This is a genomic window from Sinorhizobium sp. (assembly GCF_059070375.1).
Window position 1 is genome coordinate 911,082 of the sequence record NZ_JCACWC010000003.1, and the last position, 25,619, is coordinate 936,700.

A 25,619-nucleotide genomic window follows, 5' to 3' on the forward strand; every position below is an offset into this window, starting at 1 on the left:
CCGCAACCTTCCGGAACAGAACGAAGTCTCGAATCCATGCCCGATCTCCTTATTGAATTGCGATCCGAAGAAATCCCCGCCCGCATGCAGCGCAAGGCGGCCGGCGATCTGAAGAAGCTCGTGACGGACGCTCTGGTTGAGGCGGGGCTCACCTATGAAGGCGCGCGCGAATACTGGACGCCCAGGCGGCTGGCGCTCGACATCCGCGGCCTGACCGCGCGCTCCGCCGACCTGCGCGAGGAGCGCAAGGGCCCGCGCATCGACGCGAACGAGAAGGCGATCGAAGGCTTTCTCCGCGCCGCGGGCCTCTCCTCCATCAGCGAGGCTCATGTCCATAACGACCCGAAGAAGGGCGATTTTTATGTGGCGCACGTCGTAAAGCCCGGCCGGGATGCGGAAGAGATCATCGCCGATGTGATGCCGGCGATCATCCGCGACTTTCCCTGGCCGAAATCCATGCGCTCCGGTGCCGCTTCGGCCAAACCGGGCAGTCTTCGCTGGGTCCGGCCGCTGCAGTCGATCGTCTGCACGTTCGGCGCGGAACACGACGAGACGAAGGTGATCCCCTTCGAAATCGATGGCATCGTCGCCTCGAACGTCACCTACGGCCACCGGTTCCACGCGCCGGAGGCGATCACGGTCCGCCGCTTCGCCGACTACGCCGAGAAGCTTGAAAAGGCGAAGGTCGTGATCGATGCGGAGCGCCGCAAGGAGATCATCTCGGCCGACGCCCACAACATCGCTTTCGCCAACGGCCTCGAGCTCGTTGAAGACGAGGGCCTCCTGGAGGAAGTCGCCGGTCTCGTCGAATGGCCGAGGGTGCTGATGGGCAGCTTCGAGGAAAGCTATCTCGAAATCCCGTCCGAAATCATCCGACTGACGATCAAGTCCAACCAGAAATGCTTCGTCACGCGGAAGCCCGGCGCCGAAACGCTGTCCAACCGGTTCATTCTCGTCTCGAACATCGAGGCGAAGGACGGCGGCAAGGAGATCGCTCACGGCAACGGCAAGGTCGTGCGTGCGCGGCTCTCCGACGCGGCGCATTTCTGGAAGCGCGACCAGGGCGATTTGCCGGATCTCGAAACGCTGACGGCGTCTGCCGAGAAGTTCGGCCTCGATCTGAAAAAGCCTCTCGACCAGCGGATGGCGAAGCTCGACGCCCTTAACGTGACTTTCCATGCCAAGCTCGGCACGCAGGGCGATCGTGTCGTCCGAATCCGCTCGCTCGCCGCAGCGCTCGCCAAGCTCACCGGTGCCGATCCCGCCTCCGTCGATCGCGCAGTCGTGCTCGCCAAGGCGGACCTTCGCACCGAGGCAGTCGGCGAATTCCCGGAGCTGCAGGGCATCATGGGCCACAAATATGCCGTTCTGCAGGGTGAAAGCGCGGCCGTCGCCAATGCGATCGAGGATCACTACAAGCCGCAGGGACCATCCGACCGTGTGCCGACCGATCCCGTCTCGGTAACGGTGGCGCTTGCCGACAAGCTCGATACCCTCGTCGGCTTCTGGGCAATCGACGAAAAGCCGACCGGTTCCAAGGACCCCTATGCGCTGCGCCGTGCGGCACTCGGCGTGATCCGGCTCATTCTGGAGGGAAGTGCGCGGCTGCCGCTTCTGCCTTGTTTCGATGTGGCGCTCGCCGCCCTGAAGGCACAGCGTCCGGATATCGCAGCCGAGATTTCCGCCGATCTGCTCGCCTTCTTCCACGATCGCCTGAAGGTTTACCTGCGCGATCTCGGCGCGCGATACGATCTGATCGATGCGGTGCTCGCGTCGGATGCGGACGATCTGTTGATGATCGCCCGCCGCGTCGAGGCGCTGACCGCCTTCATCACGGCTGAGGAGGGCAGGAACCTGCTCACCGGCACGAAACGTGCGACGCAGATTCTCGCTGCCGAAGAGAAGAAGGGTACGGAAGTCGCCGAGAGCGTCGACGAAGCATTGTTCCGGCTCGACGCCGAGCGGACGCTGCACGCTTCGATCAAGGTCGCGTCGGACGATGCGCGCGACGCGATCGTCAAGGAGGATTTCCGCTCGGCCATGGAGGCGCTCTCGAAACTGCGCGAGCCGGTCGACGATTTCTTCAACGATGTTCTCGTCAATGACGAGGACAAGGCGATCCGTGCCAACCGCCTCGCGCTGCTGGGCCTCATCCGCTCGGCGACGGGTGAGGTGGCGGACTTCTCGAAGATATCGGGGTAACTCGAAGCGCTCTGCACCGCAGAGGTTGCCGCGTTGACGACCGGCCGATATGAAAACTCATGACCGCCAGGATTCTCGTCAGTGCCTGCCTCATGGGACATGCCGTTCGTTACGACGGCGCATCGAAGCCGCTCATTCACCCGGCGATCGATCGCTGGAGGAGGGAAGGGCGGCTCGTCACCATCTGTCCGGAAATGTCGGCCGGCATGCCGGTGCCGCGTCCGCCGGCCGAGATCGAAGGGGGCAGGACGGGCGCCGACGTGCTCGCCGGCAGGACGCGCGTCCTCGAAAACACGGGCGGCGATGTGACGTCGGCGTTTCGTCGCGCAGCGGAGAATGCGCTTGCGCTGGCACGCGAGACGAATTGCCGGTTTGCCCTGCTGATCGACGGCAGTCCATCCTGCGGCTCCCGCTTCATCTATGACGGCCGGTTCAGCGGCGAACGTATTGCGGGTGAGGGCGTGACGGCCGCGCTGCTGCGGGCCAACGGCATTGAAATCTATTCCGATCGTGAGATAGAGACCTTGGTCGCAAGGGTCGGCGATGCCGGCAACGAAGTTGGGGTATCGCTCTAAAGATTACGCCCCTGCTTCTCTCAGGGGCGCAACCTCTCGCTTTTGCAGCGAATTTGCCCGTCAGCCTTGAACGTCGACTGACTGGGGCAGGGAACGTTAATAATATGGTATCAATCTAGGCGAAGATCGAAAATAGCCGGATCAATTTTCCGTGAACCGCCGCTGGCCATCGAGGCAGCAACCGCGGCGGTTTTTGCGGTATGGTCGATGGAGATTTCCGCGATCTCGCCGCGGTGGGTGCTTGCCGGGACGTCGGCCACTGCCGGTTCGCCGGTCTGCATTCCCGCGGCCCGGATCGCGACATCCGATGCATCGTTGACGAAAATCACCGGCGAGCCGCCCAGCCACGCCTCCGTGCGCACCGACTTCACCTCTCCATGGATTTCCTTGAGCTCCACGCGATCCGTGCCCGGCGCAAGATCCGGGACGACGTAGGAAGGCTTCCTCTTTGGCTGCAAGGGCGGGCAGGCCGCGCAGGAAACCGTCGCGACGCTCGAATTGACAGCCTCGCCGGAGGTGATGTTGTCGATCGAAGAGGCTGCCGCGGGACCGGCGGTATAGACGAGAGCGGCTGTGATCAGCAGGGAACGCATTGATCTCTCCTCGATTGGTCAAGGTGAGAATAGCGGTCTCCCCTTACCTTCCGGTCAGGAGAAATCATAAAATTTGAACGATACGGCCTTTCCTGCAGCGCCGCTCGCTGAAGCCGTCAGGCAGTCTCGCGCGCGACCGCCCGCCAGCCGATGTCGCTGCGATAGAAGCCGTTCTCCCAGCGAACGCCGCGAACCGCCGCATAGGCTGCGTCCTTCGCCTCACCGACGGTCTTTCCCGTGGCGGTGACGTTCAGCACCCGGCCGCCGGTTGCGACCAGCCCGCCTTCCTTCATTGCGGTTCCGGCATGAAATACCTTGGTCGCGGCGGACGCGTCGGGCAGGGCCTCGATCGGTGTATTTTTTTCGTAGGCGCCCGGATAGCCGCGCGAGGCCATCACCACGGTCAGGGCAACGTCGTCGCGCCACTCCGCTTTCGTCTCTTCGAGCGCTCCGGTGGCCGCCGCGTAGAGCAGCGGCAGGAGGTCGCTCTCGAGCCGCATCATCAGCACCTGGCATTCGGGATCGCCGAAGCGGACATTGTATTCGATGAGTTCCGGGCCCTTGTCCGTGATCATCAGGCCGGCAAAGAACACGCCGGCGAAGGGATGACCGCTTTCGGCCATGCCGCGGACGGTGGGCTCGATTATCTCTTTCATCGTCCGTTCCACCATCTCGGCGGTCATGACCGGCGCGGGCGAATAGGCGCCCATGCCGCCGGTGTTCGGCCCGGTGTCGCCGTCGCCGACACGTTTGTGATCCTGCGCGGAGGCGAGCGGCAGCACGCTCTTGCCGTCGCAAAGGCAGAAGAAGCTGGCTTCCTCGCCGTCGAGATAGGCCTCGACGACCACTTCGGCGCCGGCCGCGCCGAAGGCGCCCGCGAAGCATTCGTCGACTGCGGCAAGGGCCTCGTCGAGGCTCATCGCCACCGTCACGCCCTTGCCGGCGGCAAGCCCGTCGGCCTTGATGACAATCGGTGCGCCCTCTTGGCGGACATAGGCCTTGGCGGACGCGGCATCGGTAAAGCGTCTATAGGCCCCGGTCGGAATCCCGTATCTCGCGCAGAGGTCCTTGGTGAAACCCTTGGAGCCTTCAAGCTGGGCCGCTGCGGCCGAAGGGCCGAAGGTGGGAATATCGGCCGCGCGAAGCACGTCGCCAAGACCGGCGACCAGGGGCGCTTCGGGACCGACGACCACGAAATCGATCGCATGGGTCCTGCAGAAATCGACGACGGCCTCGTGATCTTCCGTGTCGAGGTCGACGATCGTGGCCTCCTCGGCGATGCCCGGATTACCGGGGGCGGCATAAAGCTGGGTCAGCCTCGGCGATTGCGCGATCTTCCATGCAAGCGCATGCTCGCGGCCGCCCGATCCGATCAGAAGAACCTTCATCGCCATCCTCGCCGTCAGGAATTGTTGCGCTGCGGTTAAGACGGCCGGCGGGACGAGGTCAAGGAAAAAGCGGCCCGCGCTGCAAATTTCCTGGTGCCAGCCAGCGTGATTCTGTCGGGGAGTAACGTCAGCGCCGGCTTGCAGCCACCGGCCAGCCGTCGTCGTCAGCCGGCTTGTCTGCGGCGAGCGCGACCCGGGAGAGCGCCCAGATCGCCAGCTCGGTAAGCGGGAGCGGCTTGCTGATCAGATAGCCCTGAAAGCGGTCGCAGCCCGCCGCCGTGAGCATGGCGAGCTTTTCCGGCGTATCGACGCCTTCGCCGACCACGGTCATCTCCTTCGCGTGGCAGAGCGCGACGACCGCTTTGAGTACCGCCAGCGATCGCGAAGCGGCCAGGTTGGAGACGAGCGCCCGGTCGAGTTTGATCGTGTCGGCGGCATAATCGATGATCTGCTGAACCGATGTGTAGCCGGCGCCGAAGTCGTCTATCGAGAGCCGGAAGCCTTTGCTCCTGAGCTCTTCCATATTCAGGCGCAGTTGATCGCTGATCTGGACGGCGAATGTTTCGGTGAGCTCGATGTCGATCGATCGCGCCTCCAGGCCGTGGCGCGCGAGGCAGTCCGAAAAATGGTCGTTGATCGACTTCGAGTGCAGTTCGGCCGAGGAGATGTTGATCGCGAGAACCGTATCGGGGCCGAACAGCGCCTTCAGCTGGTGGCAATCCGACATCGCCTTGTCGATGACCCACCAGTCGATTTTCGTAAACAGACCGGAGCTCTCGGCTATCGGAACGAATTCGTCGGGCGTCACATGCCCCAGGACCGGCGAGTGCCAGCGCAACAGAGCCTCGCAACCGGTGACTTTTCCGCCGGCGTCGACGATCGGCATGTAGACCAGGTGAAACTGCTCGTCGGGATCGAGCGCGCGCAGCTCATCCTGGATCTGCCGCTGGCGGGTGCGCTTGTCGTTGAGCGCGCGGGAGAAGCGGGCGGACCGGTTCTTGCCGGCGCTCTTCGCCTGGTACATGGCGGCGTCGGCATTCGAGATCAGCTCCGCGACCGAGCTCGCATCATCAGGACATGCGGCAACGCCGATGCTTGCCGTGACCGGATAACGCTTGCCGGAAAGCTCGAACCCATCTGAAAACAGGGCGAGGATCGCGCCGCAAACCTCCCGCACCGCGCCGTCGCCGAGCTGCGAACGCAACAGAACCGCGAACTCGTCGCCGGAGAGCCGCGCGAGGATGGCCGGCTCCTGTCCGCGCCTGCGGGTGATCGCTCCGACATCGCGTGCGATCCGGGCGGCGAGCGTTTTCAAGAGCTCGTCGCCGACATCGTGGCCGTGCTTGTCGTTGACGAACTTGAAGTTGTCGATGTCGATGAAAAGCAGGCTGCATTTCTCGCCGGATGCGACAGCCTCCTGGACGGCCTGCGCGGCAAGCATGTTGAAGCGTCCCCGGTTGCTGATGCCCGTCAACGTGTCGGTCCAGGAACTCCGCTGCACGAGTTGGAGCGACTGGACGGATTGTCGATGCATCTCCCGGATGTTTCGGGTCAGACGGCCGATTTCGCCGGCCTCGTCCACCTCGGCGATTTCCGCGCGCGCGCCGGCCATCACCGCCATGACATTGGTATCGAGCGTTGCGATCGGGCCCGTGATGAAGCGGCGGATGAGCACGATGATCAGCCAGATCGAAAAGAGGCTCATGGCCAAAGCGCCGAGGGCGAGGAGCAGTTTCTGCCGCATCATCTGGGCTTCGAAATGCGCATCAGAAACCGTCAGCGTCGCATGCAAGGCGGGCCCGAGAGGAACGCTTGCCGACAGATCGTCGGTCACGGCAAGCGGCCACGGCTGGAGGACGATATCGGCGCCATATTCCCTTTTCAGCGGGGCCAGCAGCCTGAGAAAGCGGTCGGGCTGTACCGCAACCTGCATCAGCAGCGCATTTGCCCTGTTGCTGGGGGCCGGCCGGCCAAAGGTTACCGGATCGACGAACAGCGAATAGACGATCCGCGGCCGGTCGCCGGCGGAGTCGACATAGCTCCAGTCGCCGAGTTTCGATCCGTTGAGCAACTGGCGCGCGAGATCCAGCTGTGCCGGGTCGATTTCCGCAAAGGGATCCCAACTGTTCTCGAAGTAGTACTCCGTTTCCAGCTTGCTGTTGAGAACGGCCAGGGAGATAAAACCCGCAGGATCGTCGGACAGCGACGTCAGGCTCTCCTGCAGCCGCACACCGAGCGCATTGGCGCGGTATTTCTTGTCGGTTTCGGCCACGTATTGCCGCAGCGCGTTGCCGCTCAGAAGCGCGTTGAGGGCACCGCGGCTGCGCCGAACCTCGTTCTGGAAGACGGAGGCGGCGTGTTCGAGCCGTTGTGAGAGCTTGGCGTGCTCGAGTGCGCGGATGGAGCGGCTCTGGGCGACGTGTACGGAGAGAGCCGCGAGAAGATAACCTGCGAGCACGACCGGAAAGATGAGGATGAGCGCACGCTTGCCGAGGGTCACTGGAAGTTCGCCAAAGTGTTGATGATTCGCCGGCGCGCTTCGATCGACCTGACGGACAGTTCCTGGTGATGCTGGTTTTTCGCCATGATTTCGGACGGCGGGTAGATTTCCGGATCGGAGCGCATGGTCTCCGGAAGGAGCTTGAGAGCCGCGCCGCTTGCGGTCGGCATGTTGAGCGCGATCGCGTTGGCAGCGGCGGCCTCCGGCGATCCGATGAAGTTCAGGAATTCGAGAGCCCTTTGCTTGCGAGGGGATGCGGCCGTGACGGAAAAACAGTCGAGCCACGACAACGTGCCCTCTTTCGGGACCGCGTAGCGCCATAGCCCCGCCTTGCCGGCTTTACTGTTGAGCACATGCTGATCGCCGCTATAGCCCAGCGCCAGATATATATTTCCGGCCAAGGCGGGATCCTGGATCGAGGTGACGACGTAGTCGTAGGTCAGCACGGATGGGGCCTGCGTCTTCAGGAGCGCGAATGCGGCCTTCAGCGTTGCCGTGTCGTCGGCATTGACGGAGGCGCCGAGCAGCATCAGCGGGGGCACGAAAATCTCGCTGTGGTCGGCGAACATGGCGATGTGCTTCTGCAACGCCGGTGCAGGACGCATCATGTCACGCCAGGATGTCGGTGGCGGCGTGACCACATCGGAGCGATAGAGGATGCCGACGGTGCCCCAGAAGTAGGGAAGGCCGTAACCGGCGCAGGATTTGCGCCATTGCGGCGCATAGTCCGCGATCGCGGGCAGATTGGTCTCGGAGAGCGGCTCGATGATGCCCTTTCGTCCGAAAAGCGTCGCGCCGTTCTCATCGACGATGACCAGATCGATGTTACGGCCCGGATCGGCAAGAATCTCGTCGCGGGCATCGTCGCTGTCGAAATTGATCTGGCGGATGGAAACGCCCGTCTTTTCGGTCCAGCGGTCGATGAGACTCTCGGCGATATAGTCTTCCCAGATAAGCAGGTTGAGCGTTTCGGCGCGGCTCGCAGAAGCGCAAAGCAGTGTCGCCAGAAAGACGGAAATAGCCCTGCGTGCCTTCATGTTCTGCCCCTGCACACCCCCATCGCCGGACGCTATCCGGCAATGATTGAGGAATGCTTACGTCCGGAGCAAGATCGTGCGGGCGCGAGGCGCCCGCACGCCTGTTCATCGCGCCGGCAGCTTCGGCAGAAATACGGTGAGCAGCCCGAGGAGCGGCAGATAGGAGCAGATCTTATAGACGAACTCGATGCCCTGCCGATCGGCGAAGACGCCGAGGACCGCGGCGCCCATGCCGCCGGCGCCGAAGGCGAAACCGAAGAAAACGCCGGCGATGAGCCCCACCCGGCCGGGAACGAGTTCCTGCGCGAAGACGACGATCGCCGAGAAAGCGGACGAGAAGATGAGGCCGATGATGACGCTCAGCACGCCCGTCCAGAACAGGTTCGCATAAGGCAGCAGAAGGGTGAACGGAACGACGCCGAGGATCGAGAACCAGATGACGAAGCGGGCGCCGTATCGATCGCCGATCGGGCCGCCGAGGAAGGTTCCTGCGGCCGCCGAACCGAGGAAGAGGAACAGCATCAGCTGCGCCTGCTGTACGCTGGTGCCGAACCTTTCAATGACGAAGAAGGTGAAATAGCTCGAGATGCTGGTGAGATAGACGTTCTTCGTAGCCGTCAGCAGGACGAGGATCGCGATCGTCCACAGGACCCGCGCCTTCGGCAAGGGCAGCGCGCGGCTGGGGACGGGACGGCTCATGGTCGCGCGGCGGTGGCGGACGTACCACATGCTCACCCAGGAAAGCACGAAGAACCCGGTGATGGCGACGATGGAGAACCAGCCGAGGCTGCCCTGGCCGAAAGGGAGCACGATGAATGCGGCCAGCAGCGGGCCAAGCGCGCTTCCGGCATTGCCGCCGACCTGGAACAGCGACTGAGCCAGCCCGTGGCGGCCGCCCGACGCAAGCCGGGCCACGCGGGAGGATTCGGGGTGGAAGATCGCCGACCCGATGCCGATCAGGCTCGCTGCCAAGAGAAGCATCCAGAAGTGGTCGGCATTGGCGAGAAGCAGGAGACCCATGCAGGTCGAGAGCATGGCGAACGGCAGCGAATAGGGTAGCGCCCAACGATCCGTCACGATGCCGATGGCCGGCTGCAGCATCGACGCCGTCACCTGAAACGTGAACGTCAGAAGTCCGATCTGGACGAAATCGAGCGCGTAGTTTTCCTTGAGCAAAGGATAGAGCGCCGTCAGCAGCGATTGCATGATGTCGTTCAGCATATGACAGAAGCTGACCGCCAGGATGACCGAAAATGCTGTCTTTTCCGGGCTGATGGTGCCCGCCGACGTGACCGTTGCCATGGAGAATGTTTCCTTAGGGGGCGGCCCGCCAACGGAGCCTTTTCGGCCATCTCTAGACGGGTTGTCGCTGGCCTGCTTTTGTGATTTGGTCGAGTTCTTTCGAGAGTGGGCCATATGGCGAAATCCGCCCGACATCACCTGCCAAAGTTGCCGGACGCGGACCATTTCAGAAGCCTGGAATGGATCGAGAAGGCGAACGCGCCCGTTCTCGCGATCGGGAGGGACTACGCCTGCGGGCTCACCGTGCCCTCCCACAGTCACAGCCGGACTCAACTCTGGTGGGCGCGTTCGGGGGTGGTGCTCGTCTATACGTCGGAGGGACGCTGGATGATTCCCCCGGGACACGCCCTGCTGATTCCCGCGGGAATCGAGCATTCGGCCGAGATGGTCAGCGATGTGCGTATGCATTCCATCTACATCCCGCCGGAGGCAAGCGAAGCGCGCCGGCCCCTCGTCCTGGAAATGAGCGCGCTCGTCGGCAGCCTCATCGACGAACTCGTCGGCGCCGGGAACGAAGCGTCGTCCGAACGGCGCGAAAGCCTGATCATGGAATTGCTGCTCACGGAAATACCGCGGCTCAACCAGCGACCTTTAGGCCTGCCTTTCCCGCGCGACCGCAAGCTTGCAGCCCTCTGCCGGCAATTTCTGGAAGCGCCATCGGCATCCGCGAACATCGACGCGTGGGCGGCGCGCATGGGCATCAGCCGGCGGTCCTTCACGCGGCTTTTCCGGCAGGAGACGGGCGTGAGCTTCGTCACGTGGCGACAGCATGCCTGCATCTTCGCCTCGCTGCCGCGCATTGCGGACGGCGAGCCGATCACCACGGTGGCGCTCGACGCCGGTTACGAGAACGTCGCAGCTTTCACGACCATGTTCCGCCGCATGCTGGGTGCGCCGCCGAGCGTCTATCTGCGTGACCAGCGGACCTGAACGGCGTCGGCAATTTTCGTTGAAATGCGCCAAGGCCTGTTGAAATTCGAGCCACCCGCGGCGGCCTGTTTGATTTCCTCATTCCCCGCGCCGCAGACGCGGCGCTGCTGGATCCCTGTGACGAGCACAGAGAGAGATGAGGGCGGAGAGGGTGCGGTCCCTCGGCGCGTTTCATCGCGTCACAGGCTGACCATCCCCTCGCATATTCGAAATCAAATGTTGTAGTAGGCGCACATCCCGATCCCTCATTCCTGTGCTTGTCACAGGAATCCAGCCAGACCAAGTCCTTGGGCTGAAAGAACGCTTCCCGCGCCGCAGACGCGGCGCTGCTGGATCCCTGTGACGAGCACAGGGATGAGGGGAGGAGAGGAGAGGAGAGGAGAGGTTGCAGTCCTCCGATACGTTTCCTACAGCGCCGCGCGTCTTATGAGACGCGCAAAGGTCGCTGTAGCCCTTTGAGCTGCTGCTGTTTCTGTCCATTGACCGGCTACGATCAACATGCAGTGGCGCACGGTCGTTACGCGAGGAATTCAGCGCATCGCCATGCGTGCCGACAAAACCGACCAGAGCTTCAACGCCGTTATCCATCTCGCAGCAGCCGTCATGAACTCAAATTGAATCTCAACAGGCCCTAGTTCAATTTGCGACGTAGCCGCGGTTCGGTATGAATCCCGAAGCTGAACAGATCGGATTAACGGAATCTCATGGACTTGCCGAAGATAAGAAGGCGTTGTATGAATGGGTAGACACCCATTATACGTGCTTTGGGCACGTCCTGGGTTTGCCAGCCCAATAAATTATTCTTCGGAGTATAGATGAGAACTCATGTTGTTTTTCTTGCGTCTCAGGCTTTTCTTCTTGCAGCCGGAGTCGTTGCCGCCGAAGAACGCCGGTACCCCTGGTCTGGAGACTGGTATCTGAAGATAGGCGCCACTGGTTTTCTCGGTCCGGAGTATGAAGGCGGTTCGAAGCGCATGCTTCAGGCGGCGCCGCTCGTTTCGCTCGGCAAGGCTGGCAGCGCCGTGCGCTTTTCGTCGCGCAACGACAACATGTCCTACGCCCTGCTCGACCAGGGACATTTCCGCGCGGGCGCCGTCGGCAAATTGATTTTCGAGCGTGACGAGGACGATTCGAGCGATCTTAAAGGCCTCGACCATCCGAAATTCGGCGGCGAAATCGGCGGTTTCGCGGAAGTCTACCCCACGGACTGGATGCGCCTTCGCGCAGAGATACGTCAGGGTATCCGCAGCCATCACGGGGTCGTCGCCGATGTCGCGGCGGATGCCTTCGCCGATCTCGGCGAAACCGTCCGCATTTCCGCCGGACCGCGGTTGACGGCGGCATCGAGCGATTATTTCGACGCCTATTATGGCGTCAACGCAGCGGAATCCGCTGCTTCGGGACTCGGCACCTACGATCCGGGTGGCGGTATTTATTCCGCTGGGCTCGGGGCGGAGATCAACTGGATGGCGACCGAGAAGCTCGAAACGGGTGTCTATGCCGAATATCGGCGATTGATGGGCGCTGCCGCCGATTCAAGCCTCGTACGCGAGCGCGGCAGCCCCGACCAGTTCCTCGTCGGGGTGACCGCGACCTATCGCTTCGATTTCACGCTCCCCTGACGGGTCGGCCTGGATGGCGGCGGGATGAAATGGAGCGCTTGACCGGCAGGTTTTGCGGGGCCAAACAGAGGCCATGAACAGTTCTTCCATCGATTCCGGCCGCGTGCACGACGCGCCGTCCAACAATTGGGTCTATCGGGTTCTGCCGCGAGCGCTGTGGCCCTATGCGCAGCTCGCGCGTTGGGACCGGCCGATCGGCTGGCAATTGCTCTTGTGGCCGTGCCTCTGGTCGGCGGCCTTGGCGTCCGGAACGGCGGCATCGCTCGGCAGCTTTTCGGCTGGGCGATTTCTCTTCCATGTCTTTCTGTTCGTTGTCGGAGCGATTGCCATGCGCGGCGCCGGCTGTACCTACAACGACATCGTCGATCACGACATCGACATGGAAGTGGCACGTACGCGCTCCCGACCGCTGCCTTCCGGCCGCGTCACCCGTTTTCAGGCGAAGGCATTCATGCTGTTGCAGGCCCTTGTGGGCCTCGTCGTGCTGCTGCAGTTCAATGGTTTCACGATTTTTCTCGGCTTCCTTTCGCTGGCGCTGGTCGCGATCTATCCTTTCGCCAAGCGCTTCACGGACTGGCCGCAGTTTTTCCTGGGGCTCGCCTTCTCCTGGGGCGCGATCATGGGCTGGACCGCTGAGTTCGGCAGCCTCTCCCTGGCCGCGATCATCCTCTACGTTGCCGCCATCGCCTGGACCATCGGTTATGATACCATCTATGCCTATCAGGACAGGGAGGACGACGAGCTGATCGGCGTTCGCTCGACCGCCCGCCGTTTCGGCGAGAACCCGCGGCCCTGGCTTATCGGGCTATACGGGATTGCGGTTTTCCTGATGCTTTTCGCCTTCCTGTCCGCCGGTGCCGGATTTTTCGCCTATGTCGGGCTTCTGGTGGCCGCGGTGATGCTCGCCTATCAGATTCTCGTATTGAACATTCACGATCCGCTACAATGTCTCGCGCTGTTCAAGTTCAACGGCGTCGTCGGCCTGATCATCTTTGCCGGACTTGTGCTCTCGCTTCTCGTGCGGCTCATTTGAACGCAGAAGCCGGCCCTAAGGCGCGGAGCGTCGAAGGGCCGGCTTGCTGATCGTTGTCTTGTAACTTGGAACGCTGCGGTCACGCCCGGGCGATGATTTCGCGGCCGTCGATCTTCATCTGGATGCCGAGACTGCCGGTGGAGCGGCGCACGAGAAAGCGCGGCCGGCGCTCGGCGAAAAAGGAATGGCGGCGGCGCGGCTTTGCGGGAGCGGTGCGAACATCGCCGATATGTTCCTCGAGCGGCCGTGCGACCCCGTCGGCTTCCACCATGAGCATCGGAATGCGATAGGCTTCGGCCCAGGCGCGCCAATCGGCTGCGATGTCCGAAAGATCATGAGCCACGAGCAGCGGGATACAGAGATCCGGATCATCGTGATGAAGTTCGAGCGTCACTGTAACCTCCCCGTCGCCATGGTCGATTGCCCGTGCCGCCACACCCTTGAAAGCTCGCGCCGGCAGAGCGATCGAAAGCGGCAGGCCGCTGAATGGTAGCACCTTGCGCAGAACAGCGCCACGCTCGTCAAGGCTGATGCTGACATTCCCCGTGTGCCCGCGCAGCACGTAGCTTGCTTGCTGCGGAAAGCGCTTCGGGTCAAGTCTGAGCGTGTTTCCGACCCAAGCCGGCTGAGAGAGTGTATTGCGCATTTCATATCGCCCTTGTTTTTCCTTGAGAGCCGTTTCCGGCTTTCCTCTCGGGACTTTTCGTCCTCTAGGGGCGGAGGATAGGCGGGCTCCGTTCCGGGCGGCTTAAAATTCGCGGTTAAAAAAACTTTGCTGTCTCCGATGGTTAGCAAAAGCCGAGGCCGCAAGGTTTCTCATTCGTCAATGAAACCGCAGGCATTTTCGATGTGCTTTGCCAGGGCGGGATGCGGACGGAAAACGGGCACACGTTTTTTCTCATCCGCTCCAGCGGCAAAAGCCACACACAAGCATGCTGCGCGATCTTCGCCATCATCGGAGTGGTTTCAGGGGATGTCGGCGCGCCGGCGGTCCCCGTTCCTTGCTGGCGGGCGACGCATGGTTTCGACTTATCTCGACTACAATCTGATCGCACGGGACATGAAGCTCAGCCTGAAGCGCGTGTCGGAGCAGACGATCGTCGCCCGCGACACGCAGTATTACAGGGAGAACATCGGCAGTGTGGCCTCCGTCGACGAGTTCCTCGCCGACTACCGCCTCTATTCCTACGCGATGAAGGCCTATGGCCTGGCAGATATGATCGAGTCGGTCGCCTTCATGAGGAAGGTGCTCGAAAGCGACCTGTCCGACGATAACAGCTTTGCCAACAAGCTGACGGACGAACGATACCGCGAATTCACGATGGCGTTCAGCTTCAGCGGTGGAACGGCGGTTTCCCAGACCGAAGCGCAGCTCGACGAGATGATCGGCCTCTACAATACGAGTATCGCCAGCATCGGGGAAACCCAGAAGGAAGAGACGCGCTACTACAACGTCATGATCGACAAGGTAACGAGCGTCGATCAGCTTCTGAACAATGAGCGTCTGCGGACCTATGTCTTCACCGTCTTCGGTATCGACGAGAGCACGTACTCCCGTGAAACGCTCCGCAACGTTCTCTCCAGCAATGCCGACGATCCGGACAGCTATGAGAAAACCGTGCTCGAACCCAGACTATCGGAGCTCGAGGCTGCCAGAGCCGACGCTCAGGCGAAGCTCCAGCAGAGCGGCACGACGGAGGCGGAAAAGCTGGAACTCCGGGCGAAGATAGCCACCTACAACAAGTCGATTTCCACGGTCAGCAATTACCTGGCGATGGCGGCGGCTTTCCAGTTCAACGCCGACGGCACGGTGGCTGCGGGATCGGCGCAGACCGCCGCGCACAAGAAGACCATGAATGAACTCTACGTCTCCAGCAATCCGCGGATCACCCCCCAGGCAGCGCTCCTGAACAAGGCCTATTTCGAGGAAAAGATCGCGAGCATCACGACCGTCAGCGAGCTTGTCGCCGATACGCGCCTCTATAACTACATCCGCACGGCCTTCGATCTCAACGAGGTCACCATCGTGCCGGCTACGATCAAGAATATCCTGACCAGCGATCCGGACGACCCGAACAGCTACATCAATACGATCGGCAAGGGGAACGAGAACTACAAGGCGCTCGCCAGGGCCTTCAACTTCCAGGCGGACGGCACGCTCGCGGCGGGCGATGCGGCGCAGACCGCGGAACAGACGACACTCACCTCCAGCCGTTACATGACGCGCTACAACGACAAGGACGACGCAGCGGACGCGAAGGCGATCGGCGCCTATAAGCTTGCCGTCGAGAAGGTGGCGTCCGTCGGCGACTTCATCGACACGGCTTCGATCTACGATTTCGCGCTGCAAGCCGTCGGTCTCGATCCGGACGCCGAAAGCTCACGGACGATCAAGCGGGTTCTGACCAGCGATCTCACCGATCCGGAAAGCTTCGTCTACACGCTGAAGGACGAGCGTTACCTGAAGCTCGCCCAGCTGTTCAACTTTACGACAGCGGGCGACATCGGCGTTCCGGCATTGGCGCAGTCGGAGACGCTGATTCAGGAGACCGCCAAGACCTACATCGTCAACAAGTCCCGTTTTGGCTCGGAGGAGGACAAGACCAAGGCCAAAGCGGATGCCGAATATTATACGGCCGAGGTCGCCAAACTCTCCTCTCTCGACGAATTTCTGGCCGATTCCCGCCTGGTCGATTTCGCTCTGGCGGCAAACGGCATCGATCCCGAGAATGTCACCGTCGATTTCCTTCGCGACATCTTCACCTCCGATCTGGACGATCCCAAGAGCTTCATCAATCAGCATCAGAACTCCGGGGCCTATATCGCCCTGGTCACCTCGTTCAATTTCGACCGCGGCGGCAACGTGCTGCGCGAGGACAAGAGCGTCATCATCACGCGGCAGGGGCTTTACGAGACCCTCGACCGGTATCTGCACCAGACGCTGGAAGAACAGGCCGGCGAGGACAATGCAGGTGTCCGCCTGGCACTCTATTTCGAGCGCCAGGCAGGCTCGCTCGTCGACGCTTACGATCTCCTGGCCGATGATGCGCTCGCCGAAGTGTTCCGCACGATCTTCAGCCTGCCCGACGAATTCAGTTCCATGGACATCGACCAGCAGGCAAAGATCGTCGAGAAGAACCTCGAGCTCGAGAAGCTGAGCGATCCGGCCGAGCTGAAGAAGCTCCTCGCGCGCTTCACCGTGCTCTACGATCTGGAGAACAACATGGAAGTCGATCCGGCCGTGGTGGTGCTCTCGGGCAGCGGCAGCAATATCGGCATCAGCGCCGATACGCTCTTCCAACTGTCGCAGCTCAGGAAGGGCGGGTAGGGCTTAACGGCGGCCGGACCGGCACGCGTCGTTACTCGCCTCAATCCTCGCGCAGCACCTTATCGGGGTTCATGATCCCCGCCGGGTCGAAAGCGTGCTTGATCCGCCGCATGAGCTCGATCTCGATCGGCGAGCGGATCGCCGCGAGTTCGTCGCGTTTCAACTGGCCGATGCCATGCTCGGCAGATATCGAGCCCTCATGCTTGAGCACGACGGCGTGAACGATCGCATTGATCTCGCGCCACCGGTCGAGAAAGCCCTGCTTGTCCGCGCCGACGGGCTGGGAGATGTTGTAGTGGATATTGCCGTCGCCCATATGGCCGAAGGCGCAGATGCGTGCGCCGGGAATGGCCTTGGAGACCAGCGCATCCGCTTCCGTCATGAAGGCCGGAATGCTCGATACCGGGACCGAAACGTCATGCTTGATCGAGCCGCCTTCGGGCTTTTGTGCCGGCGACATGCTTTCGCGCATGTGCCAGAGGGCTCTGCGCTGCGCTTCGTTCTGGGCAATGACGGCGTTCTCGACGAGACCGTCGGAGATGACCGCTTCGAGAAGGTCTTGCACCATCCGCTCCGCGCTTTCGGCGGTATCCGAGGTGGAGATATCGATCAACGCGTACCACGGATGCGTCGTTTCCATCGGATCTCTCACGCCGGCGATGTGCCGGGTGGTGAACTCGATGCCGAGCCGCGGCATCAGTTCGAAGCCCGTCAGGGCCGGCCCGCAGAGGCTCGATGCCCGATCGAAAAGCGCCAGTGCGTCCTCGACGCTTCTGAGGCCGGCAAAAGCCACCTGGTGGCCCCGCGGTTTCGGGAAGAGCTTCAAAACGGCGCCGGTTATGACGCCGAGCGTTCCCTCGGCACCGATGAAAAGATCGCGCAGATCGTAGCCCGTATTGTCCTTCTTGAGGCGTCTGAGCCCGTTCCAGATCTCCCCGGTCGGAAGCACGACCTCCAGCCCCAGGCAAAGCTGGCGCATATTGCCATAGACAAGCACGGCAGTGCCGCCGGCATTGGTCGAAAGATTGCCGCCGATCCTGGCAGAGCCTTCCGAGCCGAGTGACAGGGGAAAAAGCCGGTCGACGTCATCGGCGGCCTTCTGGATATCCGCCAGAATACAACCGGCATCGGCCACGATCACGTTGCCGACCGGGTCGATGTCGCGGATGCGGTTCAGCCGCTCGAGGGAAAGGACCACGTCGGCTCTGCCCTCGCGCGGAATCTGGCTGGCCACATGTCCGGTGTTGCCGCCCTGCGGCACGACTGCCGTTCGGGTCTGGCTCGCAAGCCGCATGACCAGCGAAACTTCCTCGACGGAGCCGGGCCTGAGCACGAGCGGCGTCGTGCCGTGATAGAGCCCGCGGGACTCGACCAGGTAGGGGGCCGTGTCGGCGGGTGCGGTGAGGGCATTGCCGGGCCCGACGATGTCGACGAAGGAGGCGATGAGTTCGGGAGATGGAAGGATGGTGGTCATGGCCCTGCCTCGGATCACGTGGTTGCTTCAAGCGTGCCGGTGGCCATCAGCCCCGCGGCGCGGCCGCGCGCTGCAGCCGGTCGATGATCGCTTCGCCGAGCCCCACGCTCGGGATCGGGCCGAAAGCGATGGTCGCGGCGCCGCTGGCATCCGCCTTTTTCATATAATCGAAAAGATTGGCCGCGGCTTCCCGCAGGCTGCCGCCCGGACTGAGATCCAAGACGATCGCGGCATCGCCTTCACCGGGAAGTGCCTTTCCGCCGAAGCGGATGAGGGCCTCTCCTTTCCGGACCTCATCGGCATCGAGCCGCACAGCGGCACCGGGAGCGTAATGCGAGGCGAGCATGCCGGGCGCCTCGATGACAGCGCCGGCGGTCTCCGGGCGCTCGATGGCGAGACCGGTCAAAGCTTCGATCTCTGCCGCGTCGAGCCCGCCGGGCCTCAGCAGCCGCAGCCTTCCGTTCTCGACCTTGACGATGGTCGATTCCAGGCCGATCGCGGCCGGGCCTGCGTCGAGGATGAGCTTCAGCCTGGAGCCGAGATCCGCCTGCACATGGGCCGCACTGGTGGGACTGATCTTGCCCGAGGTGTTGGCGCTCGGCGCCGCCAACGGCCGTCCGAACCGGGCGATCACCCGACGCGAGAAGCCGTCGGGCATCCGAATTCCGAGCGTATCGAGACCGGCGGATGCGAGCGTGTGCACGGTGCTTTCCCGCCGCTGCGGCAGGATCAGCGTGAGGGGGCCAGGCCAAAAAGCCTCGGCCAGACGTCTCGAAACCGGATCGAAGGTCACATGTGCCTCCGCCATCGCCAGATCGGAGACGTGACAGATCAGCGGATTGAACCGCGGACGCCCCTTCATCTCGTAAATGCGGCTGATCGCATCGGGGGTCGTGGCATCGGCGGCAAGGCCGTATACGGTCTCCGTGGGGATCGCCACGGGTTCCCCGTCCGAAAGCACTGCGCAAGCCGTCTCGATTGCCCGCTCCGGTTCGATGCGCGTGTCGATGATTTCGGCCATGGCGTTCTGATCCTTTCCGTCGCTTCCTTAACGGAGCGATTGCAAAAACAGAACGATTTTCTTGGTCAAAGGCTGCGAATGATCCGCCGCAAGGCTTCGTCGCGTGCGCCGAGCATCAGCACGTTCTTCAGCGCCACCTTCGGATCCTGCGTCCGGAAAATCAGGCCGTTGCCGCGCACGTTGCGGTTGACGACGATCCGCTCTTCGCCGGCATCGGGCTCGATCGCGACGGCGAAATACATGCGCGAATAGCCCGGCTGGATCCGGTCGAAGAAATGGGTCTCGTTCCCGAGGTCGCAGAAGAAGTTCGCGAGATAAAAGGACCAGGTGATCTCATGTCCCTTGGCGAGGCAGGTTTTCGCGGCGGTCACGTGGCAGTAGCCGAGATGCGGACTGTTGGCGAGCGTGCGATGGAAGACCATCTTCGGGAACTGGATCGAGGCATGAAACCCGTTGATTCGGCTGTGGGTCGTCTCGCCCGCCGTCGTCAGCTTCCGCGCCGTCTGCTGCGCAACCTCGGCATAACTGAGATACTGACGCTCGTTCGCCATCCACCGGCGTCTATCGATCCGGCCGGTCCGCAGGAACTCGGTGTGAGCCTTGGCTTTCGCCGGTGCGGCCGGCGCCTTGTCGGCAGCGTCGTAATATCGGAGTTTTGCCATGGGCGTCGTCGCGCCGTCCTGTCCGAAAGCTGGTTGATGGTAGCGAACGTAAATCATCACAGTTAACGAATTGGTTCGTTTGCGGCCGTGCGAGCATCAATCAGACCTTGTGTCGGTGGGCCGTGTCGTAAAATGGCCAGTCGCCTTCGCGCCATGAACGGCGCTGCCGAAAATTCCGCCGGCTGCGCGGAGATTCACCTACTTCCTTGTTTGTTATGGATAATATCCGTCTGCCAATCGTGCCGATTGCGCCGCGAATGGCTGTCGTCTTTCTGGAAGCGGATGTCGTCTATTGGCAGTTGCCGGACCGGCCCTGAGGCTTAGATGAGGACACTCAAGGTGCTGCCTCGAAGGGAAGGCGGAGAATTGGGAAGCCGGTCAAATCCCGGCGCTGCCCCCGCAACGGTGGTGGAGCGAACAGCCACGGCAGAAGGCCACTGGACACAGCGTCCGGGAAGGCGCCGGGCAGGTCCCTTGCGGACAGCTCCAGAGCCCGGAAACCAGCCTTGAAGCAGAAACAGACCGTAGCTGGTTGCGGCGGGCAGCCGGATCGGAGCCAATTGCGTTGCGGGTCCATGCGGCCGGCGCGGGTTCCAGTCCTGCCTCTCCGAAACGGCGGAAAACGAGGATAAGGGCATGGAAATTCAGACCGAAATGCTGCGCAAGCTGAAGACCCGTCGCGATGGCTACAGCCTCGACCGCGCCTTCTACGTCGATCCTGATTATTATCGCCAGGACCTGGAGCAGATCTGGTACAAGGATTGGCTGTTCATCGGCCATGATTGTGAAGTCCCGCGGCCGGGGAACTATTTCACGGTGCAGGTCGGCGATTACCCGGTCGTTATCGTTCGAGACAGACAGGGCGCGGTGCGGGCACTGCACAATTCGTGCCGCCATCGCGGCTCGCGCGTCTGCACGCAGCACAAAGGCTCATCCGCCAAACTCGTCTGTCCCTACCACCAGTGGACCTACGAGCTCGACGGCCGCCTGCTCTTCGCGCGGCAGATGCCCGAGGGCTTCGACCCGGCCGAACACAGTCTTAAGCCGATCCACTGCGAAACCGTCGGCGGTTACATCTTCATCAGCCTTGCCGAACAACCGATGGACTTCCGGCCGTTCCGCGAGACGGTCGCGGCCTATCTCGCGCCGCACCGCCTCGGGGAAACGAAGGTCGCCTTCGAGAGCACGATCGTCGAGAAGGGCAATTGGAAGCTGGTCTGGGAGAACAATCGCGAGTGCTACCACTGCGCCGCCAATCATCCGGAACTCTGCCGTACCTATCCCGAAGCGCCGACCGTCACCGGTGTCCAGGGGGCGATGAACGACCCGGAAATCGGCGCCCATTGGCAGAAATGCGAGGCGGCGGGCCTTCCGAGCGCTTTCAGGATCGCGCCCACCGGCCAGTTCCGCATGACGAGAATGCCGCTGATCAACGGCGCCGAGAGCTATACGATGTCCGGACAGAAGGCCGTACGCAGGCAGCTCTCCGCCGGGCTTGACGCCGATGGCATCGGCACGCTGCTCCTCTTCCATTATCCGACGACCTGGAACCACATTCTGGGCGATCATGCGATCACCTTCCGCGTTCTGCCGCTCGGGCCGGAACTGACACAGGTTACGACCAAATGGCTGGTCAACAAGGATGCGGTGGAGGGCGTCGACTATACGATAGACGAGCTGACGCACGTCTGGACGGAGACCAACGACCAGGACCGGCAGATAGTCGAGGAAAACGCGTTCGGGATCCGCTCGCCGGCCTATGAGCCGGGTCCATATTCGGCCGAACACGAGGGCGGCGTCATGCAGTTCGTCGAGTGGTATTCGAACTTCATGCTGGACCGCCTTCAGGGCGGGGCCACGCAGCTCTCGCGGGTGGCATGACCATGGAAATGCCTCGCTCCTTTCACCATTTCGACGAGCTCGATCCCTGGAGAGACCGTCAGCACATGCTGGAGTGCACGTCGGCCGTAGCCGAAGCCGCCGACGTGATGACTTTCACCTTCCGCTCCGACAAGCCGGCCTGGTTCCGCTACCTGCCCGGGCAGTTCGTGACGCTCGAACTGCCCGTCTCGGCCGAGCCGGTGATGCGCACCTATACGCTGTCATCCTCGCCCTCGCGCCCGCTTTCGGTCGCGGTCACGGTCAAGGCGCAGCCGGGAAGCATCGGCACCCGCTGGATGTTCGACAATCTGAAACCGGGCATGATGCTCAAGGCGTTCGGGCCGCTCGGCGATTTCAGCTTCGTCCGTCATCCCGGTGAAAAGTATCTCTTCATTTCGGCGGGGTCGGGCGTCACGCCGATGATGTCGATGACGCGCTGGATGGCCGACTGCGCACCGGAAACGGATGTCACCTTCATTTCCTGCGCCCGCCGCCCGGACGATCTCCTCTTCAGAACGGAGCTCGAAGTTCTCGCGCGTCAAATGCCGCGGCTCAATCTCGGCTTCCTCGTGGAGGGGCATGAGGCACGGCATGGCTGGCATGGTCTGCGCGGGCGCATCGACGCGGCGAAGCTGCCGATGCTCGCACCGGATTTCATGGAAAGAACCGTTTTCTGCTGCGGGCCCGAGCCGTTCATGGGCAATGTTAGGACGATGCTGGAATCGGCGGGCTTCGACATGGCCGGCTATCACCAGGAGAGCTTCCAGCCCGCCGCGGCGCCGGCGGCCGAGGAGCTTGCAATTCGGGCGGGGCCGGCGGCCGATGCCGGGGCCGGTGCGGCGCGGGTGACCTTTACCATGAGCGGCAAGGAGGCGACCGCCGTTCCCGGCCAGACGATTCTGCAGACGGCCCGGGCCAACGGCGTCAGGATCGGGGCCGCCTGCGAGGGCGGCATCTGCGGAACGTGCCGGGTGATGAAGATCGCCGGCGATGTCGAGATGAACCACAATGGCGGCATTCTCGACGATGAGATCGAGGAGGGCTACATCCTCGCCTGCTGTTCGCGGCCGACAAGCGACGTCCAGATCGAGGCCTGAGTTACCGCCGCTCGGATTGGTAGGGCAGGCGTGCCTCGGCGGCCCTGACGGCGATGGAGCCGGTAACCGTCTCGTCGGCTCCCGCCCCTGATCCGCTCTCCGCCTCGGCGCGGCTTATCACGAGCGGCCGCGAAAGAGCGGCCGTTGCACTTGCATTCAACGCCGGGATCGTGCCGACGGTGGCCGAGGCGATAACGGTGAGCACCGGCGGCTTCTCCGGAAGAAGCGCGCCATGGGGCCAGATTCTCTTCAGTGCCGATGCACTCATCGCTGCGACATTCACGTCTATATCGTCGAGGGTGCCGGGCACCCGATAGGGGCAACGCTTCTTTCCGCAATTATGCGCCGACGAGAATTGCCAGAGCGCGTAGCGGTCCCAGTTGCCCATCGGAAAGACTTTGCGGATATCGGGCTTATAGCGCGCATACCAGAGCGGAAGACGCGCTAGAAGCCGATGCTTGAAGCGGTTGGCGGCAATGTGTTTCGCTGTTGCGTGGTTGGTATAGAGGACGGGATAGCGCCCCGTCCGGGCCTTCACATGGCCGGCGAAGATTGCTGCGTCTTCGAGCGACATGTATTTTTCCGGATCGATCCCTTCGATATCGAGCACCATCAGCTCGTCGTCGCGCGGATCGGCATAGTCGATGAAGTGGTTCGCCTGATCGACGGGGTTGCCGGGCCTTGCCAGATGATAGGCGCCCCAGAGCAGGCCATGCGAGCGCGCGATCATCCGGCGCGTCTGATAGAGTTCCCGGCTGACCGCATATTTGCGCCACATCGTCTTGCAGTGTGCAACCGTATCGCCGCCGTGGTCACCGGTACAGGTGTAGCTTTCCGGCAGGCCGTCGGAAGCTTTCGCGATGAAGCCCGCTATCCGCTTGTCCTTCAGCATGGCTTCCCAGTCGATGCTGTTCAACTCGTAAGCGTCGACGATGAGGGCGTTGCGCCGCTCTTTCCACGGCTCCACTTCGCTCGCGCGTGCGTTCGCCGCCGCGAAGGTCAGGCCCATGAGGACCGCCAGGCGCAAGATCATCCCTATGATCGAGATTCCCCGCTTTTCCATTCTCTGAGATTGCCGACTTAGAGTTAAGAGGTCGTAAATCTCAGCCCCGGCCTCAATCTGCGCGAGGCGGACGCTTCTGTACACCGACCTCAAGAGGCAAAGTCGACGGCCCGATTCCGCCCAGGATTGTATCGACGGCGAGATTTTTCCTTTGCTGCATCCGCGCGCGATGGTTGCTTCCGGCGACTTCTGCCCTAGTCTTGTGCCTGTCCATAAACGCCTGTTTTTCGGCGGTTTTGAAAGGTAGTTTGCCGGCTGACACCGTTTCTTGGGACGCGCGATGGCACAAGGCGGCGCAGGTTATGTCCCGAAGAGCGATCTGGCGGCAATAGGTCATAGGGTATGGGCCGACGCTCGCCGGACTTACTCTGAACGCCACCGGATCAGGAGCGTCAGGTCGGCCTGAGGCGGGCGAAGAGGGCGAGATTGTAAGCGACCACCGAGGACCAGACATAAGCCTTGAAGTGGTCGAGCCCACGCCAGGTGCAGCGCCCCAAGCCATAAGCGCGTTTCAGGCAAGAGATGCCGGCCTCGATGCCGGCGCGGAAGTTGCGCAGCTTGCGATAGATCCGCCGGCTGCTGACCATGTCTTCGATGCTGAGGCCGCGCTTCTTGTGGAAGGCCATGTCGCGGATGCCGCGAGCTTTGGCTCCGCTCAGATTTTCGCGGCTGGCATAGCCGCCGTCGGCCGCCGCCTGACGCGGCGGCTCGCCGTAAAAGGCGATGTGGCGTTCCAGCATCGGCAGCAAGCGCTCGCTGTCGGTCGGGTTGCCGGCTTCGATGACGAGGTCGAGGATCAGTCCGCTTCTGCCGGTGGTCAGATTGAGTTTGTGGCCGTAGTCGACGTCGCGGCTGCCCTTGACGATGATGTTGGCATGCGGCTCGAACAGGCTCACCAGCTTCTCGCCGGCCGGAACCGGCTCCCCGGCCAGGACCCGCCGTTCGGTCTGGGCGATGATCCGCTCGATCAGCGGCCGGTAGTGGCGGAGTTGGGCCTGCCACAGTTCGCCGGCCGGGCCCGCCGTCAGCGGCAACTGTTCACTGGCCTGCTGCAGATAACTCAAGGTCGTGCGCGTGATCTTGAGCAGTTCGCGGTAGTGCTTGATCCGTTTAGGGCGGCCGCGGATATATTCGATCGCCCGGGCCCGCTTCTTTGCCGCGCGGCGATGGTCGTGCCATGGAATGGCGCTACCCAGTGCCTCGGCCTGCTGCAACAGCCGCACCGTCACCCGGACAGCGTCCCATAACAGGCTGCTGTCGCTCGGTTCATGGATCAGTGCGGCGGTAACGGTGCTGTCCACGCGCACGACCTTGCCACTTTCCAGCTTCTCCTGCCGGGCGCTCGCCAGCAGCACCCCGTTGATCTCTTCAAAGGTTTGCGCCCGGATCGCGCTGATCGTCTTGTGCAAAACCGACTTCTTCGGGTTCCAGCCCCACGGCAGCCGGGCAAACGCCCGGAACGAGGCGGAGTCTTCGAGGTGGAAGGCCAGTTCCTGGTAACTCAACTGGCGATGCTGCTTGAGCAGCGCGCAGCGCAGCACAGCCTCGGCTGGTAGCCCCTCGCGGCCAGTCTGTCTGAGACCATGCCGGCGCAGGTCCCGCGCCACCAGCCCGAGCAAATCGCCATGCTCATCCAGCCATTCCGACATCGCCTTCAGTTCACGACCGATCTCGTGTTCGGCGAAAAGATCAAATATGCTGGCTTGGACGGTGCGTTCTTGGCGCATTGTCGGCTCCGGCGGTGACGGGTTTGTCTTTAGAATCAGTAGCTTGATCTAAAGTATACCTGAAACCGCCGGGCTTTGCCCACGCAGATATCGCGATTCACTCAATAAATTCAGCAGTTTACCGTTTATGGACGGGCACTAGTCTTGGTATGTCGCCCTTGCAAGGGCCGGTTGTACATGAAAT

At 62.4% G+C, this 25,619-nt stretch carries 19 protein-coding genes and 1 riboswitch; of the genes, 8 read left to right on the plus strand and 11 right to left on the minus strand.

Features of this window, described 5'->3' with window-relative positions:
• Positions 1-36 precede the first annotated feature (36 nt).
• Positions 37-2,202 (plus strand): glycine--tRNA ligase subunit beta, encoded by a 2,166-nt coding sequence (gene glyS / locus AC5J09_RS16395; RefSeq protein ID WP_494298016.1) that lies wholly within the window; start codon positions 37-39, stop codon positions 2,200-2,202.
• A 59-nt stretch (positions 2,203-2,261) separates the two neighbouring features.
• A complete protein-coding gene (locus AC5J09_RS16400; protein WP_494298017.1) occupies positions 2,262-2,777 on the plus strand; it encodes a 2-thiouracil desulfurase family protein in 516 nt (171 codons plus the stop codon).
• A gap of 110 nt (positions 2,778-2,887) precedes the next feature.
• Here AC5J09_RS16400 and AC5J09_RS16405 read toward each other — a convergent pair whose 3' ends face one another.
• The 5 genes from AC5J09_RS16405 to AC5J09_RS16425 all read right to left on the minus strand — a co-directional run bounded on the left by AC5J09_RS16405 (position 2,888) and on the right by AC5J09_RS16425 (position 9,597).
• Positions 2,888-3,370, minus strand: a complete 483-nt coding sequence (locus AC5J09_RS16405; protein WP_100669227.1) for a plant virulence effector HPE1-like domain-containing protein — start codon at positions 3,368-3,370, stop codon at positions 2,888-2,890.
• A gap of 116 nt (positions 3,371-3,486) precedes the next feature.
• Positions 3,487-4,758 carry a phosphoribosylamine--glycine ligase gene (purD, locus tag AC5J09_RS16410; protein WP_494298018.1) on the minus strand — a complete coding sequence of 424 codons (1,272 nt, stop codon included), beginning with the start codon at positions 4,756-4,758 and terminating at the stop codon, positions 3,487-3,489.
• Positions 4,759-4,885: 127 nt separating this feature from the next.
• Complete coding sequence (locus AC5J09_RS16415; protein ID WP_494298019.1) at positions 4,886-7,258, minus strand: putative bifunctional diguanylate cyclase/phosphodiesterase; 2,373 nt, start codon at positions 7,256-7,258, stop codon at positions 4,886-4,888.
• Positions 7,255-8,295 (minus strand): polyamine ABC transporter substrate-binding protein, encoded by a 1,041-nt coding sequence (locus AC5J09_RS16420; RefSeq protein ID WP_100669221.1) that lies wholly within the window; start codon positions 8,293-8,295, stop codon positions 7,255-7,257. Before AC5J09_RS16420 ends, AC5J09_RS16415 begins: the two co-directional genes overlap by 4 nt.
• Positions 8,296-8,400: 105 nt before the next feature.
• Positions 8,401-9,597 carry an MFS transporter gene (locus AC5J09_RS16425; protein WP_018094406.1) on the minus strand — a complete coding sequence of 399 codons (1,197 nt, stop codon included), beginning with the start codon at positions 9,595-9,597 and terminating at the stop codon, positions 8,401-8,403.
• A gap of 114 nt (positions 9,598-9,711) precedes the next feature.
• Here AC5J09_RS16425 and AC5J09_RS16430 point away from each other — a divergent pair, with 114 nt between their 5' ends.
• From AC5J09_RS16430 to ubiA, 3 genes are all read left to right on the plus strand, one after another.
• The gene (locus AC5J09_RS16430) at positions 9,712-10,527 is read left to right on the plus strand and encodes an AraC family transcriptional regulator (protein ID WP_494298020.1); all 816 of its coding nucleotides are present in this window, start codon (positions 9,712-9,714) and stop codon (positions 10,525-10,527) included.
• Between the two features lie 815 nt (positions 10,528-11,342).
• Positions 11,343-12,149: a MipA/OmpV family protein gene (locus AC5J09_RS16435; RefSeq protein WP_494298021.1), complete on the plus strand. Its 807-nt coding sequence runs from the start codon at positions 11,343-11,345 to the stop codon at positions 12,147-12,149.
• A gap of 73 nt (positions 12,150-12,222) precedes the next feature.
• The gene (gene ubiA, locus AC5J09_RS16440) at positions 12,223-13,182 is read left to right on the plus strand and encodes a 4-hydroxybenzoate octaprenyltransferase (protein ID WP_494298022.1); all 960 of its coding nucleotides are present in this window, start codon (positions 12,223-12,225) and stop codon (positions 13,180-13,182) included.
• Positions 13,183-13,261: 79 nt separating this feature from the next.
• On the opposite strand, the gene AC5J09_RS16445 is transcribed toward ubiA, so the two are convergent.
• Positions 13,262-13,828 carry a DUF6101 family protein gene (locus AC5J09_RS16445; protein WP_100669217.1) on the minus strand — a complete coding sequence of 189 codons (567 nt, stop codon included), beginning with the start codon at positions 13,826-13,828 and terminating at the stop codon, positions 13,262-13,264.
• A gap of 372 nt (positions 13,829-14,200) precedes the next feature.
• Here AC5J09_RS16445 and AC5J09_RS16450 point away from each other — a divergent pair, with 372 nt between their 5' ends.
• Positions 14,201-16,510 (plus strand): DUF1217 domain-containing protein, encoded by a 2,310-nt coding sequence (locus AC5J09_RS16450; protein WP_494298023.1) that lies wholly within the window; start codon positions 14,201-14,203, stop codon positions 16,508-16,510.
• A gap of 40 nt (positions 16,511-16,550) precedes the next feature.
• On the opposite strand, the gene AC5J09_RS16455 is transcribed toward AC5J09_RS16450, so the two are convergent.
• From AC5J09_RS16455 to AC5J09_RS16465, 3 genes are all read right to left on the minus strand, one after another.
• A complete protein-coding gene (locus AC5J09_RS16455; protein WP_494298024.1) occupies positions 16,551-17,984 on the minus strand; it encodes an FAD-binding oxidoreductase in 1,434 nt (477 codons plus the stop codon).
• A 46-nt stretch (positions 17,985-18,030) separates the two neighbouring features.
• Complete coding sequence (locus AC5J09_RS16460; RefSeq protein WP_494298025.1) at positions 18,031-19,005, minus strand: L-threonylcarbamoyladenylate synthase; 975 nt, start codon at positions 19,003-19,005, stop codon at positions 18,031-18,033.
• Between the two features lie 65 nt (positions 19,006-19,070).
• Positions 19,071-19,667, minus strand: a complete 597-nt coding sequence (locus tag AC5J09_RS16465; RefSeq protein WP_275596651.1) for a DUF6656 family protein — start codon at positions 19,665-19,667, stop codon at positions 19,071-19,073.
• Between the two features lie 320 nt (positions 19,668-19,987).
• A riboswitch (cobalamin riboswitch) is annotated at positions 19,988-20,190 on the plus strand.
• A 113-nt stretch (positions 20,191-20,303) separates the two neighbouring features.
• Between AC5J09_RS16465 and AC5J09_RS16470 the strand changes: the two genes are divergently transcribed.
• Both AC5J09_RS16470 and AC5J09_RS16475 read left to right on the plus strand, forming a co-directional pair.
• The gene (locus AC5J09_RS16470) at positions 20,304-21,548 is read left to right on the plus strand and encodes an aromatic ring-hydroxylating oxygenase subunit alpha (RefSeq protein ID WP_100669209.1); all 1,245 of its coding nucleotides are present in this window, start codon (positions 20,304-20,306) and stop codon (positions 21,546-21,548) included.
• The gene (locus tag AC5J09_RS16475) at positions 21,545-22,645 is read left to right on the plus strand and encodes an FAD-binding oxidoreductase (RefSeq protein ID WP_494298026.1); all 1,101 of its coding nucleotides are present in this window, start codon (positions 21,545-21,547) and stop codon (positions 22,643-22,645) included. The genes AC5J09_RS16470 and AC5J09_RS16475 overlap by 4 nt, the downstream gene beginning before the upstream one ends.
• A 1-nt stretch (position 22,646) precedes the next feature.
• Here AC5J09_RS16475 and AC5J09_RS16480 read toward each other — a convergent pair whose 3' ends face one another.
• On the minus strand, positions 22,647-23,708 hold the full coding sequence (locus AC5J09_RS16480) for a glycoside hydrolase family 25 protein (protein ID WP_324763040.1): 1,062 nt from the start codon (positions 23,706-23,708) through the stop codon (positions 22,647-22,649).
• Between the two features lie 392 nt (positions 23,709-24,100).
• Positions 24,101-25,435, minus strand: a complete 1,335-nt coding sequence (locus AC5J09_RS16485) for an ISNCY family transposase (protein WP_324763945.1) — start codon at positions 25,433-25,435, stop codon at positions 24,101-24,103.
• Positions 25,436-25,619 lie beyond the last annotated feature (184 nt).

Bases quoted from the DNA above. Each gene is read 5' to 3' on its own strand.
- AC5J09_RS16475 (WP_494298026.1), top strand. From the start codon at position 21,545: ATGACCATGGAAATGCCTCGCTCCTTTCACCATTTCGACGAGCTCGAT.
- AC5J09_RS16455 (WP_494298024.1), bottom strand. From the start codon at position 17,984: ATGACCACCATCCTTCCATCTCCCGAACTCATCGCCTCCTTCGTCGAC.
- AC5J09_RS16485 (WP_324763945.1), bottom strand. From the start codon at position 25,435: ATGCGCCAAGAACGCACCGTCCAAGCCAGCATATTTGATCTTTTCGCC.
- purD (WP_494298018.1), bottom strand. From the start codon at position 4,758: ATGAAGGTTCTTCTGATCGGATCGGGCGGCCGCGAGCATGCGCTTGCA.
- AC5J09_RS16480 (WP_324763040.1), bottom strand. From the start codon at position 23,708: ATGGAAAAGCGGGGAATCTCGATCATAGGGATGATCTTGCGCCTGGCG.
- AC5J09_RS16460 (WP_494298025.1), bottom strand. From the start codon at position 19,005: ATGGCCGAAATCATCGACACGCGCATCGAACCGGAGCGGGCAATCGAG.
- AC5J09_RS16435 (WP_494298021.1), top strand. From the start codon at position 11,343: ATGAGAACTCATGTTGTTTTTCTTGCGTCTCAGGCTTTTCTTCTTGCA.
- AC5J09_RS16450 (WP_494298023.1), top strand. From the start codon at position 14,201: ATGGTTTCGACTTATCTCGACTACAATCTGATCGCACGGGACATGAAG.
- glyS (WP_494298016.1), top strand. From the start codon at position 37: ATGCCCGATCTCCTTATTGAATTGCGATCCGAAGAAATCCCCGCCCGC.
- ubiA (WP_494298022.1), top strand. From the start codon at position 12,223: ATGAACAGTTCTTCCATCGATTCCGGCCGCGTGCACGACGCGCCGTCC.
- AC5J09_RS16430 (WP_494298020.1), top strand. From the start codon at position 9,712: ATGGCGAAATCCGCCCGACATCACCTGCCAAAGTTGCCGGACGCGGAC.
- AC5J09_RS16420 (WP_100669221.1), bottom strand. From the start codon at position 8,295: ATGAAGGCACGCAGGGCTATTTCCGTCTTTCTGGCGACACTGCTTTGC.
- AC5J09_RS16405 (WP_100669227.1), bottom strand. From the start codon at position 3,370: ATGCGTTCCCTGCTGATCACAGCCGCTCTCGTCTATACCGCCGGTCCC.
- AC5J09_RS16465 (WP_275596651.1), bottom strand. From the start codon at position 19,667: ATGGCAAAACTCCGATATTACGACGCTGCCGACAAGGCGCCGGCCGCA.
- AC5J09_RS16400 (WP_494298017.1), top strand. From the start codon at position 2,262: ATGACCGCCAGGATTCTCGTCAGTGCCTGCCTCATGGGACATGCCGTT.
- AC5J09_RS16445 (WP_100669217.1), bottom strand. From the start codon at position 13,828: ATGCGCAATACACTCTCTCAGCCGGCTTGGGTCGGAAACACGCTCAGA.
- AC5J09_RS16470 (WP_100669209.1), top strand. From the start codon at position 20,304: ATGGAAATTCAGACCGAAATGCTGCGCAAGCTGAAGACCCGTCGCGAT.
- AC5J09_RS16425 (WP_018094406.1), bottom strand. From the start codon at position 9,597: ATGGCAACGGTCACGTCGGCGGGCACCATCAGCCCGGAAAAGACAGCA.